The sequence below is a fragment of the Acidobacteriota bacterium genome (genome assembly GCA_016700075.1).
In the GTDB taxonomy this organism is placed as follows: Bacteria; Acidobacteriota; Blastocatellia; order Pyrinomonadales; family Pyrinomonadaceae; genus OLB17.
In genome coordinates, this window is the sequence record CP065000.1 from 1,333,640 (window position 1) to 1,353,468 (window position 19,829).

20 protein-coding genes are annotated in these 19,829 nt (G+C 55.4%); 3 read left to right on the top strand and 17 right to left on the bottom strand.

Annotated elements, in window-relative coordinates; genetic code table 11:
* The first annotated feature begins 288 nt into the window (after positions 1-288).
* Complete coding sequence (locus tag IPM50_05885; GenBank protein ID QQS34105.1) at positions 289-984, top strand: C40 family peptidase; 696 nt, start codon at positions 289-291, stop codon at positions 982-984.
* Positions 985-1,047: 63 nt separating this feature from the next.
* Here the strand turns inward: IPM50_05885 and IPM50_05890 are convergent, their stop codons facing one another.
* The 8 genes from IPM50_05890 to IPM50_05925 form a co-directional block, all read right to left on the bottom strand.
* Entirely contained in the window at positions 1,048-1,257 is a 210-nt protein-coding gene (locus IPM50_05890) for a hypothetical protein (GenBank protein QQS34106.1), read from the bottom strand.
* A gap of 13 nt (positions 1,258-1,270) precedes the next feature.
* The gene (gene accC / locus IPM50_05895) at positions 1,271-2,773 is read right to left on the bottom strand and encodes an acetyl-CoA carboxylase biotin carboxylase subunit (protein ID QQS34107.1); all 1,503 of its coding nucleotides are present in this window, start codon (positions 2,771-2,773) and stop codon (positions 1,271-1,273) included.
* 82 nt (positions 2,774-2,855) lie between these two features.
* The gene (locus IPM50_05900; protein QQS34108.1) at positions 2,856-3,143 is read right to left on the bottom strand and encodes a hypothetical protein; all 288 of its coding nucleotides are present in this window, start codon (positions 3,141-3,143) and stop codon (positions 2,856-2,858) included.
* Positions 3,144-3,145: 2 nt separating this feature from the next.
* Positions 3,146-3,574 carry a hypothetical protein gene (locus IPM50_05905; GenBank protein QQS34109.1) on the bottom strand — a complete coding sequence of 143 codons (429 nt, stop codon included), beginning with the start codon at positions 3,572-3,574 and terminating at the stop codon, positions 3,146-3,148.
* A complete protein-coding gene (locus IPM50_05910) occupies positions 3,574-4,215 on the bottom strand; it encodes a CDP-alcohol phosphatidyltransferase family protein (GenBank protein QQS34110.1) in 642 nt (213 codons plus the stop codon). Before IPM50_05910 ends, IPM50_05905 begins: the two co-directional genes overlap by 1 nt.
* A gap of 66 nt (positions 4,216-4,281) precedes the next feature.
* On the bottom strand, positions 4,282-4,755 hold the full coding sequence (locus IPM50_05915; GenBank protein QQS34111.1) for a transcription elongation factor GreA: 474 nt from the start codon (positions 4,753-4,755) through the stop codon (positions 4,282-4,284).
* 17 nt (positions 4,756-4,772) lie between these two features.
* Complete coding sequence (locus IPM50_05920) at positions 4,773-5,897, bottom strand: 6-phosphofructokinase (GenBank protein ID QQS34112.1); 1,125 nt, start codon at positions 5,895-5,897, stop codon at positions 4,773-4,775.
* A 76-nt stretch (positions 5,898-5,973) separates the two neighbouring features.
* On the bottom strand, positions 5,974-7,602 hold the full coding sequence (locus tag IPM50_05925) for a S41 family peptidase (protein ID QQS34113.1): 1,629 nt from the start codon (positions 7,600-7,602) through the stop codon (positions 5,974-5,976).
* Positions 7,603-7,761: 159 nt separating this feature from the next.
* Here IPM50_05925 and IPM50_05930 point away from each other — a divergent pair, with 159 nt between their 5' ends.
* Positions 7,762-8,502, top strand: coding sequence for a glycosyltransferase family 2 protein (locus tag IPM50_05930; GenBank protein ID QQS34114.1), 741 nt, complete (start codon positions 7,762-7,764; stop codon positions 8,500-8,502).
* A gap of 68 nt (positions 8,503-8,570) precedes the next feature.
* Positions 8,571-9,317 carry a pyridoxine 5'-phosphate synthase gene (locus IPM50_05935; protein ID QQS34469.1) on the top strand — a complete coding sequence of 249 codons (747 nt, stop codon included), beginning with the start codon at positions 8,571-8,573 and terminating at the stop codon, positions 9,315-9,317.
* Between the two features lie 4 nt (positions 9,318-9,321).
* Here IPM50_05935 and uvrA read toward each other — a convergent pair whose 3' ends face one another.
* From uvrA to IPM50_05980, 9 genes are all read right to left on the bottom strand, one after another.
* Entirely contained in the window at positions 9,322-12,228 is a 2,907-nt protein-coding gene (gene uvrA / locus IPM50_05940) for an excinuclease ABC subunit UvrA (protein ID QQS34115.1), read from the bottom strand.
* Positions 12,229-12,279: 51 nt separating this feature from the next.
* Entirely contained in the window at positions 12,280-13,212 is a 933-nt protein-coding gene (locus IPM50_05945; protein QQS34116.1) for a putative sulfate exporter family transporter, read from the bottom strand.
* A gap of 82 nt (positions 13,213-13,294) precedes the next feature.
* The gene (locus IPM50_05950) at positions 13,295-13,999 is read right to left on the bottom strand and encodes a DUF4197 domain-containing protein (protein ID QQS34117.1); all 705 of its coding nucleotides are present in this window, start codon (positions 13,997-13,999) and stop codon (positions 13,295-13,297) included.
* A 125-nt stretch (positions 14,000-14,124) separates the two neighbouring features.
* Positions 14,125-14,868 carry a 2,3-diphosphoglycerate-dependent phosphoglycerate mutase gene (gene gpmA / locus IPM50_05955; protein QQS34118.1) on the bottom strand — a complete coding sequence of 248 codons (744 nt, stop codon included), beginning with the start codon at positions 14,866-14,868 and terminating at the stop codon, positions 14,125-14,127.
* 23 nt (positions 14,869-14,891) lie between these two features.
* The gene (locus tag IPM50_05960; protein ID QQS34119.1) at positions 14,892-16,181 is read right to left on the bottom strand and encodes a bifunctional folylpolyglutamate synthase/dihydrofolate synthase; all 1,290 of its coding nucleotides are present in this window, start codon (positions 16,179-16,181) and stop codon (positions 14,892-14,894) included.
* A 9-nt stretch (positions 16,182-16,190) separates the two neighbouring features.
* Positions 16,191-17,054, bottom strand: a complete 864-nt coding sequence (locus tag IPM50_05965) for an acetyl-CoA carboxylase carboxyltransferase subunit beta (protein ID QQS34120.1) — start codon at positions 17,052-17,054, stop codon at positions 16,191-16,193.
* 41 nt (positions 17,055-17,095) lie between these two features.
* Positions 17,096-17,860 (bottom strand): inositol monophosphatase, encoded by a 765-nt coding sequence (locus tag IPM50_05970; protein ID QQS34121.1) that lies wholly within the window; start codon positions 17,858-17,860, stop codon positions 17,096-17,098.
* A gap of 148 nt (positions 17,861-18,008) precedes the next feature.
* Positions 18,009-19,280, bottom strand: coding sequence for a M24 family metallopeptidase (locus IPM50_05975; protein ID QQS34470.1), 1,272 nt, complete (start codon positions 19,278-19,280; stop codon positions 18,009-18,011).
* Positions 19,281-19,355: 75 nt separating this feature from the next.
* Entirely contained in the window at positions 19,356-19,829 is a 474-nt protein-coding gene (locus tag IPM50_05980; protein ID QQS34122.1) for a hypothetical protein, read from the bottom strand.

Consider the following 19,829-nt stretch of genomic DNA (forward strand, 5'->3'; position numbering starts at 1 on the left):
GAGTAGAGTAGGCGGCGGGGCTCCTGAAAGGGGCTCTGCCTTTTTGTTTGATATTCTTATAGATGCCATAAATTTTTCGCGACAGTTGCATTCATATTTCTTATGGGGCATACTCTTAATTGGTCAGAAACACGCTTTACCTAAAATACAGAGATACCTTGTTGATTTTGTTTTCCGTATTTTTCGGAATAGGGCGTGTTTTGCGGGTTTTCTTTTAATAGGCGAACAGATCGCCGCACCCGCATTCTCCTACACCGGCCGAAATAAAAAACGGAGTTTTAGTTTAGTTTGAAAGATCTTAAAAAAATCATTTTCGCATCGGTCTGCGCCGCACTTGCATTTGCCTTTTTCGCAGCCGACGCCAAGGCACAGGGCCGTGACCGAGTGGTCAGGACCAACTCGAGCCAGCCGACCAACCTTCCGCCGACCCAATCAGTAGAGACAGTACAACCGACAGTTTCATCGCGTCCCGTTCTGACGAATGACATCCGTGTCCAGCGTCCTAACGACGCAGCTTGGGAGCCGACGGTTCAGAAGACGGCGATGACGGGAATGCGTTCCGGTGCCCAAATGGCGGCAATGGGGCGTGCGGTTTACAATTCCGCGGTCAGCAACCGGATCGACAACGCGGTCAAATCGCGCTACGGCATTCCCTACCGCTACGGATCCTCCGGTCCTAACACATACGATTGTTCAGGTTTTGTCTGGAGCGTATTCCAGGAAGCAGGGATCTTCTTCACTCGTCAAAGTGCACGGTCGCTTTGGTCGCAGAGTGAACCTGTTTACGGCGACGAGCGGTTCAAATACGGTACGCTGGTATTCCTGAACGGCCTTGGCCATATGGGCATCGTAGTTGACGAGAATGGTTTTTACCACGCGTCGTCCAGCCGCGGCATCACATATTCGCCGTTCAAAGGCTATTGGGAGAAACGCATCGTCGGTTTCCGACGCTTGGTTCCGGACACCGCAGCGACCATCGAATAGAAGGCCACTTCTTTTGAGATTAATAAAGGCCGTCAGAAATGACAGCCTTTTTTCTTTTCCGGATCAAATGATGAAACCGGGACGAGACGATGCATCCTTGATCTCGTGAACGACCGCGATCTTGTCTATCGCAACATAGGCGACACGGTCATCTTCATCACGAAGGAATAGAACACCGTTCTTCACATCGATGCAATCACCGCGGAACGATGCATTAGTGCTGCAGTTCACGTCGATCTTCTTACCCAATAGCTGTGTCAATAATTCTTCCATCTCACCCTCACCTTTACAGTCGGTTTCGCATTGCCGCAGTTCGAGCCGCTTCGCCCCATTTGCTTGCCTCAGGCTGAGCCGAAGCCGCATCCGGTTTTCCGGACGCCATCGCGAGAGCGGCCGCAACGATCGCTGCATCAGAGAGTTCTTGCGGCACTTCGACCTTCTTGTGCCTTTCGTTAAAGCGGGGAATGAACCCTGTATCGAGGTTGCCGGAAATGAACTCCTCGTCCTCCATTACCTCGCGAAAGAACGGAAGCGTTGTTTTGATGCCGCCGACCTCATATTCACGCAGGGCACGCCGCATACGGTCGATCGCCTCGGCACGGTCACGGCCGTGGACGGCGAGTTTCGAGATCATTGGGTCGTAATATATCGAAACCTCGGCTCCCTCGTAAACGCCGCCGTCGTCGCGAACGCCCGGACCGTGCGGCAAACGCAGCCGTGTGATCCGGCCCGGCGACGGCATGAAGTTCTTGTCCGGGTCCTCCGCATACACACGGCATTCGATCGCATGCCCGGTCAGCGTCACATCTTCCTGCGTGAACGAAAGAGGCTTGCCCGCGGCGACGCGTATTTGTTCGCGGACAAGGTCGAGCCCAGTGACGAGTTCCGTTACAGGATGCTCGACCTGAAGCCGGGTGTTCATCTCGAGAAAAAAGAATGAACGGTCAACATCAGATACGAGAAACTCCACAGTTCCTGCACCGACGTAATTGACGGCACGGGCGACCTTGACGGCACATTCGCCCATTTCGCGGCGGAGTTCCGCCGAATTGATCGGCGACGGTGCTTCTTCGATGACCTTCTGATGACGCCGCTGTATCGAACACTCGCGTTCACCCAAATAGACGTGATTTCCGTGCGTATCAGAGAACACCTGTATCTCAATGTGTCTTGGACGGACGACCGCCTTTTCGATGTAAACGGCGTCATCGCCAAAGCTCGCCAGCGATTCGGCCTGTGCGTTTTCGAGCGCGGACTTGAGTTCGGATTCCTCGAAAACGAGCCGCATTCCCTTTCCGCCGCCGCCTGCCGATGCTTTCAGCATCACCGGATAGCCGATCTCATCGGCAGTAGTTTTCGCTTCCTCAAAAGAGCGCAGCGGTTCGGTCGTTCCCGGCACGATCGGTACGCCCGCTTCGATCGCGATCTTGCGTGCCGACATCTTGCCGCCGAGGCCTTCCATCGCTTCAGGTGGAGGGCCGATGAAAACGAGCCCTTCGGCCGTGACCTGACGCACGAAGTCGGCGTTCTCGGAAAGGAATCCGTATCCTGGATGGATCGCTTCGGCTCCCGCGGCCTTTGCGGCCTCGATGACCCTCTCACCGCGAAGATAGCTTTCCGATGACGGCGGCGGCCCGATGTGATACGCCTCGTCCGCCATACGAACGTGCAGAGCATCAGCGTCCGCATCAGAATAGACCGCTACCGTGCCTATATTCATATCGCGGCACGCACGCATCACACGGCATGCGATCTCGCCCCGGTTGGCAATAAGAACTTTCGAAAACATATGAACTCAAACCAGATGAAAAGGATATTCAGGATGACCTGTGTTTCTGCATCGTGTTCATCCGGTGCATCCTGTCGGCATTCTACTCCACAATACAATTCCCTTGATTTCGCGGGTCGAACCGGACTGCGACCTTAGCTCCCGGGGCGTACTTTATGGGGTCCAGGCGCTGCTCCGGCGTCAGAATATCTGACGACTCAAAGTCCACACCATTCAGCGTGTATGAATAGCTGATAACCTCATTGCCGTCGGCGTCTGTCATCGAGTCGATTATCACGCCGTCCGTTATCCTTCCGCTCTCGAGCAGAAAACGCCGGCGCGCCTCAGCGTCCAATTCCTTTGTGCCAAAGAGCTTTTTCAGAAATCCCATCTTTAATCAACGATCAGCGGCGGTTTGTCGAAACGCGCTCGCAGCTTATTTATCGCTGTGAGTACATTAGGGCGTTTGATGATGCGTGCTTCCAGGGGCCTTTTGCCGGGAATATCCAGCATTATGATGCCCAAAAGAATGGTCAGCAGCCCCTGCCCCGGAACGCCGGGCAGCGAAAGTGCCAGCCCAAGCAAGATCAGGAACACACCAAAGAGATTCTTCAGAATGACCGCACTCCAGCGGACCAGCCACGGGCTGTCGGGCATGAAATCCTGTTGGTAATGCGAGCTGAAATAGTTCTTGGGTATCTTGACCATCACGACCGCGATAGCGGCAAAGCTGAGGCCGAGCGACAGCAGAAAAAGCCCGACGCCGAGAAGTACGTTCCCCGGCGTCAAGGTCTGCCAAAAGCTGTCCAGCCATTCCATCATTACTTCGGGTTTTCCTTATCCATTTTCATCAGCTCACGCCGAATGTAGATCATCCTCTGCACCAGCGTCCACATGGAGCCGATCGCCAAAACCCAAAGCACCTGCGGCATGCGGTTGGCGAGGAAATGCTGCGATTCCCAGTTCCATGTCGAAAGGGCTCCGATTATCAGCAGGACCACGCGTTCGGGCCGCTGCAGGAATCCGACGTTCGCCTTGACACCCAGTCCTTCACTGCGTGCGGTCGTGTAGCTCACGAGAACCGAGGCGATCATGCCTGTTCCGGCAAGGAATACGTTCAGGACCGAATGCTGTTCCCCATCGCGGGCATAAAAAACGACTATCCCCAAGAACGCCCCCATGTCCGACAGACGGTCGAGCGTCGAATCGAGGAACGAACCGTACCGCGTCACGCGTCCCGACAGCCGTGCCACGTTTCCGTCGAGCATGTCGAATAGGTTCGCGATGATCAGTACGATGCCCGCCCAAAAGAACTCGCCAAATCCGAACAGAATACCGCAGGCAAGATTGATAAGGACGCCGATCGTTGTCAGCACGTTTGGAGGAATTCCGGCACTTGCAAGGGCGCGCACCATCGCGTTGATGATACGCATCGCACCTCGTCCTATTCCGTCAGCGAACATATGTCAGTTGTTAGCGGTCGTTCGAAAGTGGTCAGATGATAATGCGAACCGGCCACCGGAACTGATCTAATCTTTAGCTTGGTCGTGTATCGTCGTCAGTCGCACTACCTCAAAATTTCGCCAGCCCGTGGGTGTTTTTACCTTGACCTCGTCGCCTTCTTCCCGGCCCATCAAAGCCTGGCCGATCGGTGAAACTGTCGAGATCTTCCCGTTGTCCGGATCACTTTCCTCCGATGTGACGAGCTTGTAAGTGATCTTTTCTTCACGTTCCAGATCATACAGAACGACATCCGAACCGTAGGCGATGCGGTCGGTCGGTATCTTCGAAATATCGATCGACTCGACCTCCATCAACCGCTGATGCAGCAAACTAACGCGCGCCTGCACGAACGTCTGCCGCTCTTTCGCCGCCTTGTATTCAGCGTTTTCGCTGAGGTCGCCAAATTCGCGTGCGTGCTGGATGACCTTTGGCAGTTTGTGGTTCAACTCGTATTCGAGTTCTTCTATCTGGTCTTTAAGCCTCTTTCTTATGTCTTCCATCTCAAAAACTTCTTCACCTATGAGCCGCTCGTACGCACCTCGAACATTTCCTCTTCGCCCAGCTTTGATTCTTTCGGTGCCGCAAACGAAATTCCGATGTCGCGAGCTGTCCGCACAAGTTGGCCGTCAACCGCAACTTGTTTGACGTTTGCACAAGCCTCGGAGATCGGCACCGTAACGACTGTGCCTGCCTGTAAAGCGACCATCTTGCCTGATTCGCCGTTTGCCAGAGCCCGGACCGCACACGCGCCGAAGTTCGTCCCCAGCATTCTGTCAAAGGCGTTCGGGCTGCCGCCCCGCTGCAGATGCCCCAATACGACACAGCGGGATTCCTTGCCGGTCATCTCTTGTATCTTTTCGCTCACATAAGCTCCGACACCGCCGAGCCGCATGTTCTTCTCGTCCTGATACATCTCACGTTTGCCCAATTCGACCGCACCTTCGGCGACAACGATGTTTGTAAATTTCGACCCGCTTTCCTCGCGGGCACGCACCTTTCGGACGATCGAATCGAACGAGAAAGGGATCTCAGGTATCAGGATCACGTCCGCGCTTCCGGCAAGGCCCGCGTGAAGAGCTATCCAGCCCGTATTTCGTCCCATCACCTCAAGCACCATCACACGGTCGTGCGATGCGGCGGTGGTATGCAGCCTATCCAGAGCTTCCGTGGCAATGTCAATGGCCGTCATGAAACCGAACGTTAGTTCCGTCGCGGCGAGGTCGTTATCGATGGTCTTTGGAACGCCGATGACCGGAAATCCGCGTTTGTGGAACTGCTCGGCGATCGCCAGCGTGCCTTCGCCGCCTATGGCGACAAGAGCCTCTATCCCGAGGATGTCCAGGTTTGCCAGGGCTTCGCCGATCGGCATATCGACAAAGGTCGGTTTACCGTCGATCATCTTCACGAAACTGCCGCGGTTTCGCGTCCCCAATATCGTGCCGCCTCGCGGCAGGATGCCGCTTACTGCAGCGGTGTTCAGTATTCGCGTATGAGTTTCGCCGAGGATGCCTTCGAAGCTGTCCTCGATGCCGATGCATTTCATCCCGAATTCGCCGATCGCGGTCCTTACGACCGCACGTATCGCCGCATTCAGCCCCGGCGCATCGCCGCCGCCTGTCAATACGCCTATTTGCTTATACATACTTTCGAAACTGCCAAAGTTATGTCTTATTTTACGTTACACGCGGTAAAACCGGAAAACGCCTGGACATCAGAGGTTAGTTGAGGTTGTTCTGCTTTGCTTTCGCGGCGAGTTCGACGGCACGAGGCATCATTTCCATTGCCTTCAGGATCTGCGGATCATTCTCGAGCAGCACCTGCGTCCCGGCCTCTGTGGAATAGCTCGCCGTCGCTATCTCCTGTCTGATACGCATCTTCGCGTGGTCTGCCAGTGCGTTGATGTTTGCCGGTGTCAGGCCGTTTTTCGGATCATTGGCCGCATAGCCGCGAAACGAGTCGAAAAGCTTGTCCGATACGGCAAATTCGTTAGGCTGAAGATTTGCCTTGAACGTCTGCTTTTCGATGCGAAACGTATCAAACCCCTGTATTCGCCCCGCGACGAGCTGACGCACAAAATGGAACGCGGCCTCGTTTATTCTCGATCTCAACGGATTAGGCGTCGCCTGCGGAACAGCCACGTCAGGCACGATCCCGCGGCCGCCCAAAAGCGTCCTGCCGTCCGGCAGTGTTACGGGGGAACCGATAGGCTTAGGCTCCGTTGCCGTGCCGTTTTCGGAGGGCAGATCCTCGCCATGAGTGTAGTAATCATAGATCGAACCGCTTGAATAATCCCTCTGCAGCGAACGCCCGAAAGGTGTGTAGTAACGCGCCGTTGTCAGCGTCAAACCTGTACCGTAAGGCAGCCGGAAGATACGCTGAACCAACCCTTTTCCGAAACTCTCGCTGCCGACGACCAATCCGCGGTTATAATCCTGAACAGCACCCGCGACTATCTCCGAAGCCGATGCCGAGCCGCCGTTTATCATGACAACAAGCGGTATGTCCTCGCGACCGCTGCCCGAGGTTTTTAGTTCACGCACCGGAGCCGCCGAAGCACCGCGAACCGATACGGCAGTCTTGCCCTCAGGAACAAATTTGCTGACGACAGAAACTGCCTGTTCCAGAATACCGCCCGGGTTTCCGCGCAGATCGAGAATAAGGCTCTTCATTCCACGCAATTTGAGCTCTTCCATCGCCAATGTGACCTCTTGCGATGTCGTCTGCTGAAAGCCGCCGGTCAGCCCTATGTAGCCGACGCCATTTGGCAGCATAAAAAAATTGCGAACGGAAGGCAGCGGAACACCGCCGCGGACGATCTCAAGCTCGATAGGCTCAGGCGACGTCAAACGGTCGATCTCGATGCGGACACGCGTACCGCGTTCACCGCGGACGTTTCGAGACACCTCGCTGCTAGTCCATTCGAGCGCGTCGTTTCCGTCAACTTTCAGGATCCGGTCGCCATACCGCAGGCCTGCATCTGCCGCCGGCGTATTCGGAATTACGGCCTGAACGTAAACGCCGTCGCGATGCTGAAATATTGAAACGCCGATACCGTAGAATTGTGATGATTGCTCTTCGTCGAGCTTGCGAAATTCTTCACGCGTGAAAAACGCCGAATGCGGATCGAGCGACCACAGCATGGTCTGCATCGATACGTCGGCCATTTTTTCGCGGTTCGCGTTGCCGCCGTAGCTTTCGTCGATCAGCTGCAATGCCTCGGCATAGTCGGCCACCAGCCCGGATGCATCGCCTGTCGCCGCCGTGCGTTCAGACGGAAGACGCCCAAAAAGCCCGCCGGCAAGGGCACCCAAAAGTATCGTCAAAACTGCTATGGCAGCGTATTTCATATTCGCGGAAACGCCGCTTACGGGCGTCCATTTCGGCTCAAATGCCTTTCACAACAATATATCACATCGGCCAGGTCGATTTTTTCGTTTCGAAATATGGAAGCTGACTATTTATTTACTTTTTCTTAACCAACATTTACCATTAGCCTTTTACTTTTCATGCAGCCCGACCTCTCCATCATCATTCCTGCGTATAACGAAAGCGACCGCATATCGGGTCCGCTGCGTACTGTCATCGAATACCTCAGATCGCAGCCGTTTACTGCAGAGGTCATCGTCGTGGACGATGGTTCATCAGATGATACAACTGCGGCCGCGGATGCCGTCTTTTCTGAATATCCCGAATTTGGAGGCCGCACCGTTCACTATGAAAAGAACCGCGGTAAAGGCTACGCCGTAAAGACTGGAATGCTCGCCGCCGCAGCAGATATCGTTCTTTTCTCCGACGCCGACCTTTCAACGCCCATCGAAGAGCTGCACAAGCTGGTCGATCCGATAAAGAACGGCAAGTTCGACGTAACTTTCGGCTCGCGTGCGCTCGACCGTTCGCTGATCGGAACACATCAGCCGTGGCGGCGTGAACAGGGCGGCAAGGTCTTCAACCTCGTCGTTCGTCTGATGACGGGAATGCCTTTCTGGGACACGCAGTGCGGTTTTAAGGCATTCTCGATGCCCAAATTCCGCCCTCTGCTCGACGTGATGCAGATCGAGCGTTTTGGTTTCGACGTCGAATTTCTCTATGTCGCACGCCTCCATGGCCTGCGGCTGCAGGAAATTCCCGTCCGCTGGAACAACGACGACCGCAGCAAGGTCAACGTGCTACGCGATAGCGTGCGAATGTTTGACGAGGTCCGCCAGATCCGCCGCAACTCCAAACGCGGAGTTTACGATGTAGGATAGCCACCGAGATCACCGAGAAGCTGGTTCTATTCGTCTGTGCTCTCTGTGAACTCTGTGGCAAAATCTATATTATGACCGCGAAGCTCAACGTAAATATCGACCACGTCGCCACCATCCGCGAGGCCCGTAAAACCATTGAACCGTCGATCGTCACCGCCGCCGTCATCTGTGAACAGGCAGGCGCCGACGGCATCACGGTACACCTGCGCGGGGACCGTCGTCACATACAGGACCGCGATATCGAACTGCTCCGCGATGTTGTTACTACTTATCTGAATGTCGAAATGGCGGCTACCGACGAGATGATTTCCATCGCTACACGGACAAAGCCCGACGCCGTTTCGCTCGTCCCGGAAAATCCGGGCGAGGTAACGACCGAAGGCGGGCTAGACGTGATAAAGAATTTTGAGACAGTCAAAAAAGCGGTCGATAGCCTGCGCGATGCAGGTATTTTCGTCAGCATCTTCATCGACCCCGACACGGACCAGATCGACGCTGCAAAACGTGCAGGTGCCCAACAGGTCGAGCTTTGCACCGCCGAATACGCAGAGCTGACGCTGTCTTCGCGTGCCGCCCACGGCGAAGGAGCGCAAAAAGCCGCCGCTGAAGTTTCACGCATCGCGGCAGCTTCCGTTCACGCAAAAAGCCTCGGAATGATCGTCGCCGCAGGCCACGGCCTGACCTATCGCAACGTCGCCGCACTCGCCGCCATTCCCGAAATAACCGAATTCAACATCGGCCACAACATCATCAGCCGTGCTGTCTTCGTCGGCCTCGCGCAAGCCGTCCGCGAGATGATATCGGCTATTAATTAAAAAATTACAGTACTGACTTCAACGCCTGTCCGGTGAATGATCTCTTGACCTTTGCGACCTGTTCCGGAGTTCCGGTGGCGACAATTTTGCCGCCGGCGGAGCCGCCTTCGGGGCCGAGGTCGATGATGTGGTCGGCGGATTTGATGACGTCGAGGTGGTGTTCGATGACGATAACGGTGTTGCCGGTATCGACGAGTTTTTGAAGCACGTCGAGCAATTTATGAACGTCCGCGAAGTGAAGTCCGGTGGTTGGTTCGTCGAGGATGTAGATGGTCTTGCCGGTCGCGCGTTTTGAGAGTTCTTTTGCGAGTTTAATGCGCTGTGCCTCGCCGCCGGAAAGCGTCGTCGATGATTGGCCGACCTTGATATAGCCCAGGCCGACGTCGAGGAGAGTTTGCAGTTTTGACGCGATCGCGGGAATGTTCTCAAGCAGCGGCAGAGCGTCCTCAATTGTGGTATCAAGCAGGTCGGCGATCGATAGACCTTTGAATTTCACGGCGAGCGTTTCGCGGTTGTAACGATGGCCGCGGCAGACGTCGCAGGTGACGTAAACGTCCGGCAGGAAATTCATCTCGATGCGTTTCAGTCCGCCGCCTTCGCACGCCTCGCAGCGGCCGCCTTTGACGTTGAACGAAAACCGACCAGCCTTATAGCCACGCTGTCGCGATTCCGGCAGCATCGCGTAAAGGTCGCGTATCGGAGAGAAAAGTCCCGTGTATGTCGCAGGATTAGAACGAGGCGTGCGTCCGATCGGCGACTGGTCGATCTCGATTATCTTGTCAACGAGGTCCAGGCCTTCGATAGCGTCGTGTGCGAGCGGCTGGATGTTCGAACCGTAAACGTGCCGGTAAAGTGCGGGATAAAGAATGTCTTCGACCAGCGTCGATTTGCCCGAACCGGAAACGCCCGTAACGACCGTCAACAGCCCGAGCGGAAATTCGACATCGATGTTCTTCAGATTATGCCCGCGTGCCCCGCGGACGGTGATCCGCTGGCCGTTCGGCAGACGTCGAAGCTCAGGTATCTCGATGCTGACATCGCCTTTCAAATATTTGCCGGTCAGCGACGTTTTCGATTTCGCGATCTCTTTTGGCGTGCCCGCGGCGACGACCTCGCCGCCGTGTGAACCCGCGAGCGGCCCGAGATCGACGACGTAATCGGCGTGTTCGATGGTCTCTTCATCGTGTTCGACGACGAGCACCGTGTTGCCGAGGTCGCGGAGTTCGTGGAGCGTATCTAAGAGGCGTTTGTTGTCACGCGGATGCAGACCGATCGAAGGTTCATCGAGCACATACAGAACGCCGCGAAGCTGCGAACCTATCTGCGTCGCTAGCCGAATGCGTTGCCCCTCGCCGCCCGAAAGCGACCCCGACGCACGGTCGAGCGTCAGATAACCGAGCCCCACGGTGTCAAGAAATCGAAGGCGGCTGTTGATCTCTTTCAGCACCAGTCCGGCGATCTTTTCCTCGCGCTCGGTCAGTTTTACTTCCGCAAAACGCTGAACCGCCTCGCTGACCGGCAATGCCGTATATTCGCCGATCCCGAGGCCGTTGATGCGAACGGCGAGGCTCTCTGGCTGCAGACGCGCACCTTGGCACGAGGGACACGGCACCGGAGCGACAAGCTCGGTCAGAGCTTCGCGGATCTTTTCCGAGGGCGGATGTTCAAGCCTTTCACGCATCGCCCGCATCGCACCGCGCCAATCGCTCTCATATTTGTAATCGCCCTGCCGAAACGTCAGCCGCCGTTTCGTCCCATGCAGGAATGCGTTCTTTATCTCGTCCGGCAGGTCGCGATACTTCGTGTCGACCAAAGCTTTTTCGGCGTCGCCCTCGTCTTTTAAGCCGGCCTTTTTCCGCTTGGTTTTGCGTGTACGGGTCTTTACACTGGCAACTTTCGGCGGTTCGAGTTTGTCACCGTCGACGAATCGCTCGATGATCGCCATCAGAGCCGATCGCAGGAACGTCGCACCCGAGCGGTCCGCACCGCCTAGGAATTCCATCTCGCGCACGGTCGCCGTTTCGTCGGTGATTATCTTTCCGGCGTCGAGCTCCATCACGGTGCCGATACCCTGACAACGCTTGCACGCACCGTAAGCCGAATTGAACGAGAACGAACGAGGCTCAAGCGTGGCGATATTGATGCCGCAATTTACGCAAGCCATTCGCTCGGAGTAGAGTTTTTCTTCGCCGTCCACGATCGAAACAAGCACGCCGCCGTTCGTCAGCCGCAACGCCGTCCGTACCGATTCGGTCAGGCGTTCGCGGACGCCGTCCTTTATCAGCAGACGATCGACAACGATCTCAATGGTGTGGTTGCGGCGTTTGTCGAGCAGTATCTCTTCGTCCAGAGCACGCATCTCTCCGTCGATGCGGGCACGAATGAATCCGTCCTTTAGAAACTTTTCAAGCTCCTTCTTGAACTCGCCTTTGCGGCCGCGAACGACCGGAGCGAGAATCATTACGCGTTCGCCTTCGGGCAGTTCGAGAATTCCCGTGACGATCTGTTCGACCGATTGCCGCGTAACGGCGGTCCCGCATTGGTGGCAATGCGGCTGGCCGATCGACGAAAAAAGCAGCCGCAGATAATCGTAAATTTCCGTCACGGTACCGACCGTCGAACGCGGGCTTTTCGATACCGTCTTTTGTTCTATTGAGATCGCCGGCGAGAGGCCTTCGATGGAATCGACGTCGGGTTTTTCTAGCTGGTCGAGGAATTGGCGAGCGTATGCCGACAGCGATTCAACGTATCGACGCTGGCCCTCTGCATAGATGGTGTCGAAAGCGAGCGAGGATTTTCCGGAGCCCGACAGTCCCGTGATCACGGTGAATTTATCGCGCGGAATATCGATGTCGATATTCTTCAAATTGTGCTGACGCGCTCCGCGGACGCTGATCTTGTCGATGCTCATTACAGTCGCGATCTTCGTACATCGCCGAAACGAGCATTATATCAGCCGCCGTCATGCAAAGCTAAGCACCGCCCACAGTGAGCCGCCCGCAATGATAACCCAAAGCACCAATCCCAAAACGAAAGGCCGCCAGCCGACGTTGGAGAGCATTTCACGCGTCATTCCGAGGCCGATCAGGAACAGCGTCACAATAAGCCCTGCCTTTGCAAGGTTTACCAGCGCATCAAAAATGCTCGGCAAAACGTGTGACGAACCGTAAGTCCGTGCCGCCACCGCACCGACAAAGAAGAAAATGAACCACGGCAGCGTGATCTTTGCCTTGTCCTCGGGGTCGCGATAGGCGAATGCCAACGCGAGCGCAAGCGGTATGATCCAAAGCGTTCGCGCGAGCTTTACTGTCGTCGCAACGGCCAACGAATCTGTACCGTAGCTGCTCGAAGCACCGACCACCGAACTCGTGTCCTGTATGGCGATCGCCGCCCACAGCCCGAATTGGCTCTGCGACATATCCAGCGAATGCCCGATCAAAGGAAAAAGAAAAAGAGCGATCGCATTGAGTATAAATACCGTGCCAAGCGAGACGGACATTTCGTCGTTCTCAGCCTTTATCGCCGGCCCGACCGCCGCGATGGCACTGCCGCCGCAAATAGCTGTACCGCACGAAATGAGCGTGCGGATCTTTGACGAAACACCGAGCAGCTTTCCTAGCGCAAAACCAAGTATCAACGCACCGAAAACCACCGCCACTATGAATGCGATCCCGCCGCGGCCTGCCTTGACGACCGCCTCCAGATTCATTCCAAAACCCAGCATCACGACCGAGGCCTGGAGCAGATATTTCGCGGGTTTGCCAGTCAGGTCCGGGAAAGGATTCCCGATGGTCAGCGCCATCGCCATTCCAAGAGCCAACGCCATATAAGGCGAGCCCCACGGTGAGAGGAGAAATGCGATCGCTAGAAAAAAGGCGGCCTTTTGCCAGAGCATACGAAGCGAAAAGTATAAGAGCGCTCAAAAGAAAAAGCGAGATGTGAGCCTCGCTTTTCCCTTTTCCTCCCGGTGATATTGTTTACCTAAGTACGCCGAAAACCGTCCTCAGTATTGCGGTCGTTCTGCCTACAGGATCGCGGCGTATGCGTTTTTCCTCGTCGGCGATGAGCAGGAACAGGCCGTCGAGAGCTTTCTGCGTAACGTAGCCGTCGATGTCCGTCGCGTCCTGACCGAGGAACGAACCGAATCGCCCGTAGCGCCCGATCAGCGATTTGTACTGCTGTGTGACGCCAACCTGTTCGGTGAATTCCTCGACGATCGGGCGGAATTTCACACGCAGCCTTTCCTCGCTCGTTCTGCGGAAAAACTGCGTCGCGGCGTCGTCCTGACCGCTGAAGAGGATATTGCGGGCGTCGGTAAACGTCATTTGGCCAAGCGAATCGACGAAGATATCGACAGCCTCGGGCACCGCCTTTTCGGCGGCGTGATTCATAGACGCTATGAACTCGTTGACGCGTTTGCCCTGTCCCAGGAATCGCATCGTTCCCTCGACCTTTTTCAGGCTGTCGGGCAACGGAATTCGGACGCGGTCGTTGCCGAGAAAACCATTCTGACGGCCGAGGTCTTTGATTGCAGCACGGACGCCCTTATCGAGGGCCGCCTTAAGCCCGCGTGAGATGTCCAAGTCGGAAAGCGTCGGCTGGCGGCGCGTCTGTGCAAGCGTAAAGCTTGATAATATTGACGTTATGACGATAGCTGCTGCGAATGTCTTTACGGCTTTCATTTTCGTTCCCTCCAAAAACTTCAAGCATCGGCCCGCACGCCTGTTGCGAACCGATGCTTTGATTTCATTGCATCCCGAAAAGTTTGAATACTATTTCCGACGTTTTCCGACGAAATCGTCGATTCCTATTGTTTCGCTTTTCCCTGATTCGCGACCGCTTCCTGTGCGGCACGGATCGCGTCCTGATCGCCCAAATAGCTGCTCGAAATTGGCCGCATATCGGCATCAAGTTCGTACACCAAAGGCACGCCGGTCGGTATGTTCAGGCTGACGATATCTTCGTCCGCGATGCCGTCGAGATGTTTGACCAATGCACGCAGGCTGTTGCCGTGTGCGGCGATGATCAGGCGTTTGCCTGCACGGATCTTCGGCACTATCTCGCTTTCCCAATACGGCACGACGCGTTCGACAGTATCCTTCAGGCATTCGGTCGCCGGGAAATTCTCAATGCCGGCATAACGCGGATCGTTGCCGAGATAACGCTCGTCGCTCGGGTCCAATTCGGGCGGCGGAATGTCATAACTGCGACGCCAGATCAGCACCTGATCGTCGCCGTACTTCGCCGCTGTCTCAGCTTTGTCGAGTCCCTGCAAATCGCCGTAATGCCGTTCATTTAGCAGCCACGATTTCGTCTGCGGCAGCCACATTGCGTCCATCTCATCGAGAATCAGCCACAGCGTGCGGATCGCACGTTTCAGCACCGAAGTGTATGCCTCGTCAAACACGAAACCTTCGCTTTTCAGCAGTTGCCCGGCGGCTTTTGCCTCGGCAATTCCCTTTTCCGACAGATCGACGTCGTACCAGCCCGTGAACCTGTTTTCCTTGTTCCATTGACTCTCGCCGTGACGTATCAAGACAACTTTGTACATAAGATAAGTTTCGTTCGAAATGCCTAAAGTTTCAACCGTGACGGATGACGAGTGATGATTCTACGAACCTCGCCGACAAGATACAGCGAACCTGCGACAAGAATCACGCCATCTGCGGGCGTGATGCCGCGGGCAACGGCAACCGCGTCCAAAACATTGTCGGTCGTACTGACCGCGTCTTTGTTGATGTTGCCGGGCAATTCGGCAAGTAATTCTTCGGATGACAGCGCACGTGAATTTGAAGGCCGCGTCAGCACCACACGTTTCGCAAGCGGAGCTAAGACCCCCAGCAATTCAGCGACATTCTTTTCCCGCATCGCACCGAAAACAAGTGTGATAGGACGCTTTTCGTTGAATTCGATGAAACTTCGCAACGCCTTCGCTCCGGCGGGATTATGGGCCCCGTCGAGCAGAAAATTACCGATATATTCGAGCCTTCCGGGATGTTTGGCATTCCTGAGGCCGACGAGCACTTCATCGTCGGTGATGGTGAAATGCTGCCGCAGTGCTTCCACCAGAAGAACGGCGGTCTCAGCGTTCTCTATCTGGTGCCTGCCGAGCAATCCCGTTTCCGCCGGCAGTTTTCTGATCGGGTTTCCCAACGAGCTCTCGTCAAAAACAACCGCGCATTCCCTCACACGACTCGGCGGAAACGAAAGTTCACGCAGCCTCTGCCGAAATACTTCCAAAACCGCCGGCCTCTGTCTGCCGATGATGACCGCTCTGGTCTTTTCGTGAATGATAGCTGCCTTTTCCGCGGCGATCTGTTTAATGGTGTCGCCGAGATATTCCTGATGATCGAGGTCGATCCGCGTTATCGCGGCAATTTCGGCGTTTGCGGCGGTCGTTGCATCGAGCCGTCCGCCGAGGCCTGTTTCGAGAATGGCGAGTTCCACGCCCGCATCTGCAAATGCGAGCAACGCCATCGCCGTTATGTGTTCGAAATATGTCGGACGATATTGAAGCGAACTTTCATCGAGAAGCTGCTCGGCAGTTTCGCGGACGATCGAAGCGAACATCGCAAATTCATCTTCGCTGATGTCAACGCCGTCGATGCGGATGCGTTCGGTTATTGAAATGAGATGCGGCGACGTGAACAGCCCAACGGAAATTCCCGCTTCGCGGGCGACCGACTCGAGAAGAGCACAGACAGAGCCTTTGCCGTTCGTCCCCGCGACCTGAACCTTGAGATATTTTCGCTGCGGTTCGCCAAGCCCCGCGAGCAGTGTACGGATATTGTCGAGGCCCAATTTCATCGCCTCGACCTCATTGCCGAGCGAGTAAAGGTAGGCTTCGGATTCTGGGAAATTCAATTTCGGAGTTTATATGACTGCCTGCGGGTTCATCATGAAATCCAAAACACGAATGATGGTATCGCGCATCTCGCGGCGATCGACCACGATATCCACCATACCGTGCTCGAGCAGGAACTCGCTCCGCTGGAAACCTTTCGGAAGCTTTTGGCGGATGGTTTGCTCGATAACGCGCGGCCCTGCAAAGCCGATGAGAGCCTTGGGTTCGGCGATATTCACGTCGCCGAGCATCGCAAAACTGGCCGTAACGCCGCCGGTCGTCGGATCAGTTAGAACGGAAATATACGGCAGATGCATCTCGTGCAGCCGTGCGAGGGCCGCAGATATCTTGCCCATCTGCATCAGCGACAATGTGCCTTCCTGCATTCGGGCACCGCCCGAAGCTGAATAGATAACGACAGCGCCTTTTTCATCCATAGCGGCTTCGATCAGCAGCGTGATCTTTTCGCCGACCGCAGAACCCATCGAGCCGCCGATGAAGGACATATCCATCGCACCGGCGAAAACAAGGTGACCGCCGGCCATGCCTTTGCCACAAACGATAGCTTCGGGCAGGCCCGAAACTTTCTTCGCCTGTTCAATACGATCTTTGTATGGTTTCGAATCGACGAATTCGAGCGGATCGGCTGAGGTTATCTCATCGAAAAGCGTCTCATAGCGGCCGTCGTCGAACAGGTCTTTCAACCTGTTCTCGGCGGTGTAGCGAAAATGATAGCCGCAATGAGTGCAGACCTCCTTCGAATCGCGGAGTTCACGCCGATAAAGTGCCGAATCGCATTCCGGGCATTTGACGAAGATGCCTTCCGTGCGAACAGTACGCTCTTCGTCGTCCGGGCTCTCGATCTTTGGCTTATCTCTGCGAAACCACGACATCGGTAAAAGGATAATTGATTAGACGGCAAGGATAAAGCCGTTCACCGAAGTATCGAGGACATCTCGACATGAATACGGCCGTTCGAGGCAAGTATGGGCGGTTGATAGAGGTCAAATTCAGAACCGTCGTAATTGCTGACGCGGCCGCCGGCCTCTTCGATCAGCAGGATCCCGGCTGCCATATCCCACGGATTCAGCCCCTCTTCCCAAAAGCCGTCAAACCGTCCGCACGCGACATACGCCAGATCGATCGCTGCGGATCCGTCGCGGCGAACTCCGCGACAGCTTAGTAGCATTTGCGTCAAATGACGTGCAAAATCATCGCGCCGTTTTATGTCGTATGGGAAGCCCGTAACGATAAGCGCATCACCGAGCGAATCGGTCGCCGACACGCGCATCGGCTTTCCGTTCAGCGTGGCACCTTGTCCCCGTTCCGCGGCGAAAAGCTCATCACGCGTCGGATCGTATGAAACGCCCAGCACGATCCTGCCTTCGTGTTCCAACGCTATCGTAACGCAGAAACAAGGATAGCCGTGTGCAAAATTCGTCGTCCCGTCCAGCGGATCGATGATCCATTTATGCCCGCCGTCGTCACCGATGATGACGGCGTTGCCTGCTTCCTCGGCAAGAATGGAATGCTTGGGAAAATGCGACTTGATACGCTCGATTATCAATGCCTCAGATGCAAGGTCAGCCTCGGTCACGAGGTTAATGTCACCCTTTTTTGTAACGGCCTCGATGCGGCCGAACTTTTCCATCAACACGCGGCCCGCATCTTTCGCCGTCTCAATGGCAAAATTTAACATGCTTACATTCTACTTTTTTCACCACAGAGCACACAGAGGACACAGAGACAATTGCCGTTCGTGACATACGTCATCGAAACGGTCTTGCACCTTCCCCGTCAGGCCGTTTTTTCTCTGTGCCCTCTGTACGCTTTGTAGTGAGTCCCGACTATTTCAGTATCGGAATGATCTCACGCTGGAACGGTGCGGTGATGACGGCGTCGCGTTCGCTGACGTAAACGTCGATCTCTGACCTGATACCGAAACGCCCTGCAAGGTAAATTCCGGGTTCGATCGAGAATGCCGTTCCCGGTATCAACCGCCGCGAATCGCGCGTTTCCAGGTTATCGATATTCGCTCCGTTACCGTGGCCTTCCTCGCCGATGGAATGGCCGGTGCGATGCAGAAACTCGTCCGCATAACCGGCCTTGCGAATAACGGCACGAGCAACGTCGTCAACCTCGGCTCCCGTTATCGGCTTGCCGGATCGAAACGCATCACGGACGGCATTGAACGCAGTTTGCTGTGCCTCGAAAACGATGTTCCAGATCTTGGTGTATTCCACTGGCACGGTATCGCCGACGTAGCCGACCCACGTCAGGTCAACCGCCGGAGCTTTGGGTTTGGAGAGTTTCGTGACGGAGTCGATCAGCACCAGATCGCCGCGTTTTATTGGCGCATTTCTCTCGCCCCGCGGGAAATAATGCGGAGATGCGGCGTTGGCATTTACGGCGACGATCATCGGCGAAGGGTTCATCCCTTCTTCCGAAAAACGCTTCATCATGAACTGCTGCACGTCTATTTCGGTCGTCGGTATGTCAGCATTGATGCGGCGTTTGATCTCACCGAATGCCTCAATGATGATCCGCTGCAGCTTGCCCGCAGCCTCAATGTGCATCGCAAGCTGTTCGGGCGTCCAAACGGCCTCGAACTTCTGCACGAGGTCGGCGCTCGTTTCGATCATCACGCCCAGTGACCGCACCATTTCGATGGTTCCGGCGTCAACCCGTGAGATGTACGGGATGTCATTGTTCGGCGAATACTGCATCGCAATGCGAAGCGGCGAAGGCTTGCCGCCGCCGAACATCGCACGCCCAACCTGATCTTTCAGCAGCGACCATTCGCGGTAAACGAGCTTAGAGCCCGGCAGAGCGGCGAGCTGTTCCTGTTCGATGGCGTGTACGACCTTTACCGGCTCGCCTTTCGCCGGAACGTAATAGAGCCACCGCCGCGAACCGCCGAGCCGCTCGGTCTTGAGTATCCTTGGTGCAAGCGGATCGCTGCCGCGGAAATCGTAGAACAGCCAACCGTCGAGTTTGGCTTTCGTCAGCTCGGCCTGAATTTCGCCGATCCGTTTCTGCTGCTCTGTCTGCCCTGCGGCGATCGCCGACAACGCAAGGATCGCCGAAAACGCGAATAAGAAACTTTTCGTTCTGCACATGATCATCAATAGAAAGCGGCCCGAAACCGAGCCGCTTTTTCACTTTATCACCTTTTCGCTTTTTCACTTTACCCGCTAGGCTCCGCGGAAATAGATATCGACGTAATCCGTCACTTCGTCGCACGGATTCTGCATTTGCTGCAGACGCCAATATTTGCGTTTGCCCGTGATAGCGAAGGCCATCTCGCCCTCGCGAACACACGGGTTTCCGCTGTTTATGTGGTTCACATACGTCTCGATACGGCCGTCAAAAACGAACTCTCTGGCGGAGATCGAACGTATGACGCCGTCGATCATCACATAAGCCCCTTTCTCGGCACCTCGGCCTTTTTGTTCGCCTTTAATGCGGTAGACACCGCGGGAATTCGTCACTGTCGCTGTGCCGAAATAGTCCCAGCTGATCCACTGCAGCGACATTTTGTGTTTGCCCAGCAGCATCGCAGCCGCCTTGCGGTCGCGGATCACGGTCCGCTCTTGAGCGGCGGCTTCAGAAACAGCAGCCGAAAACACCAAAGCCAAGACCAAAGAAATACTAAGTTTTCTCAGCAT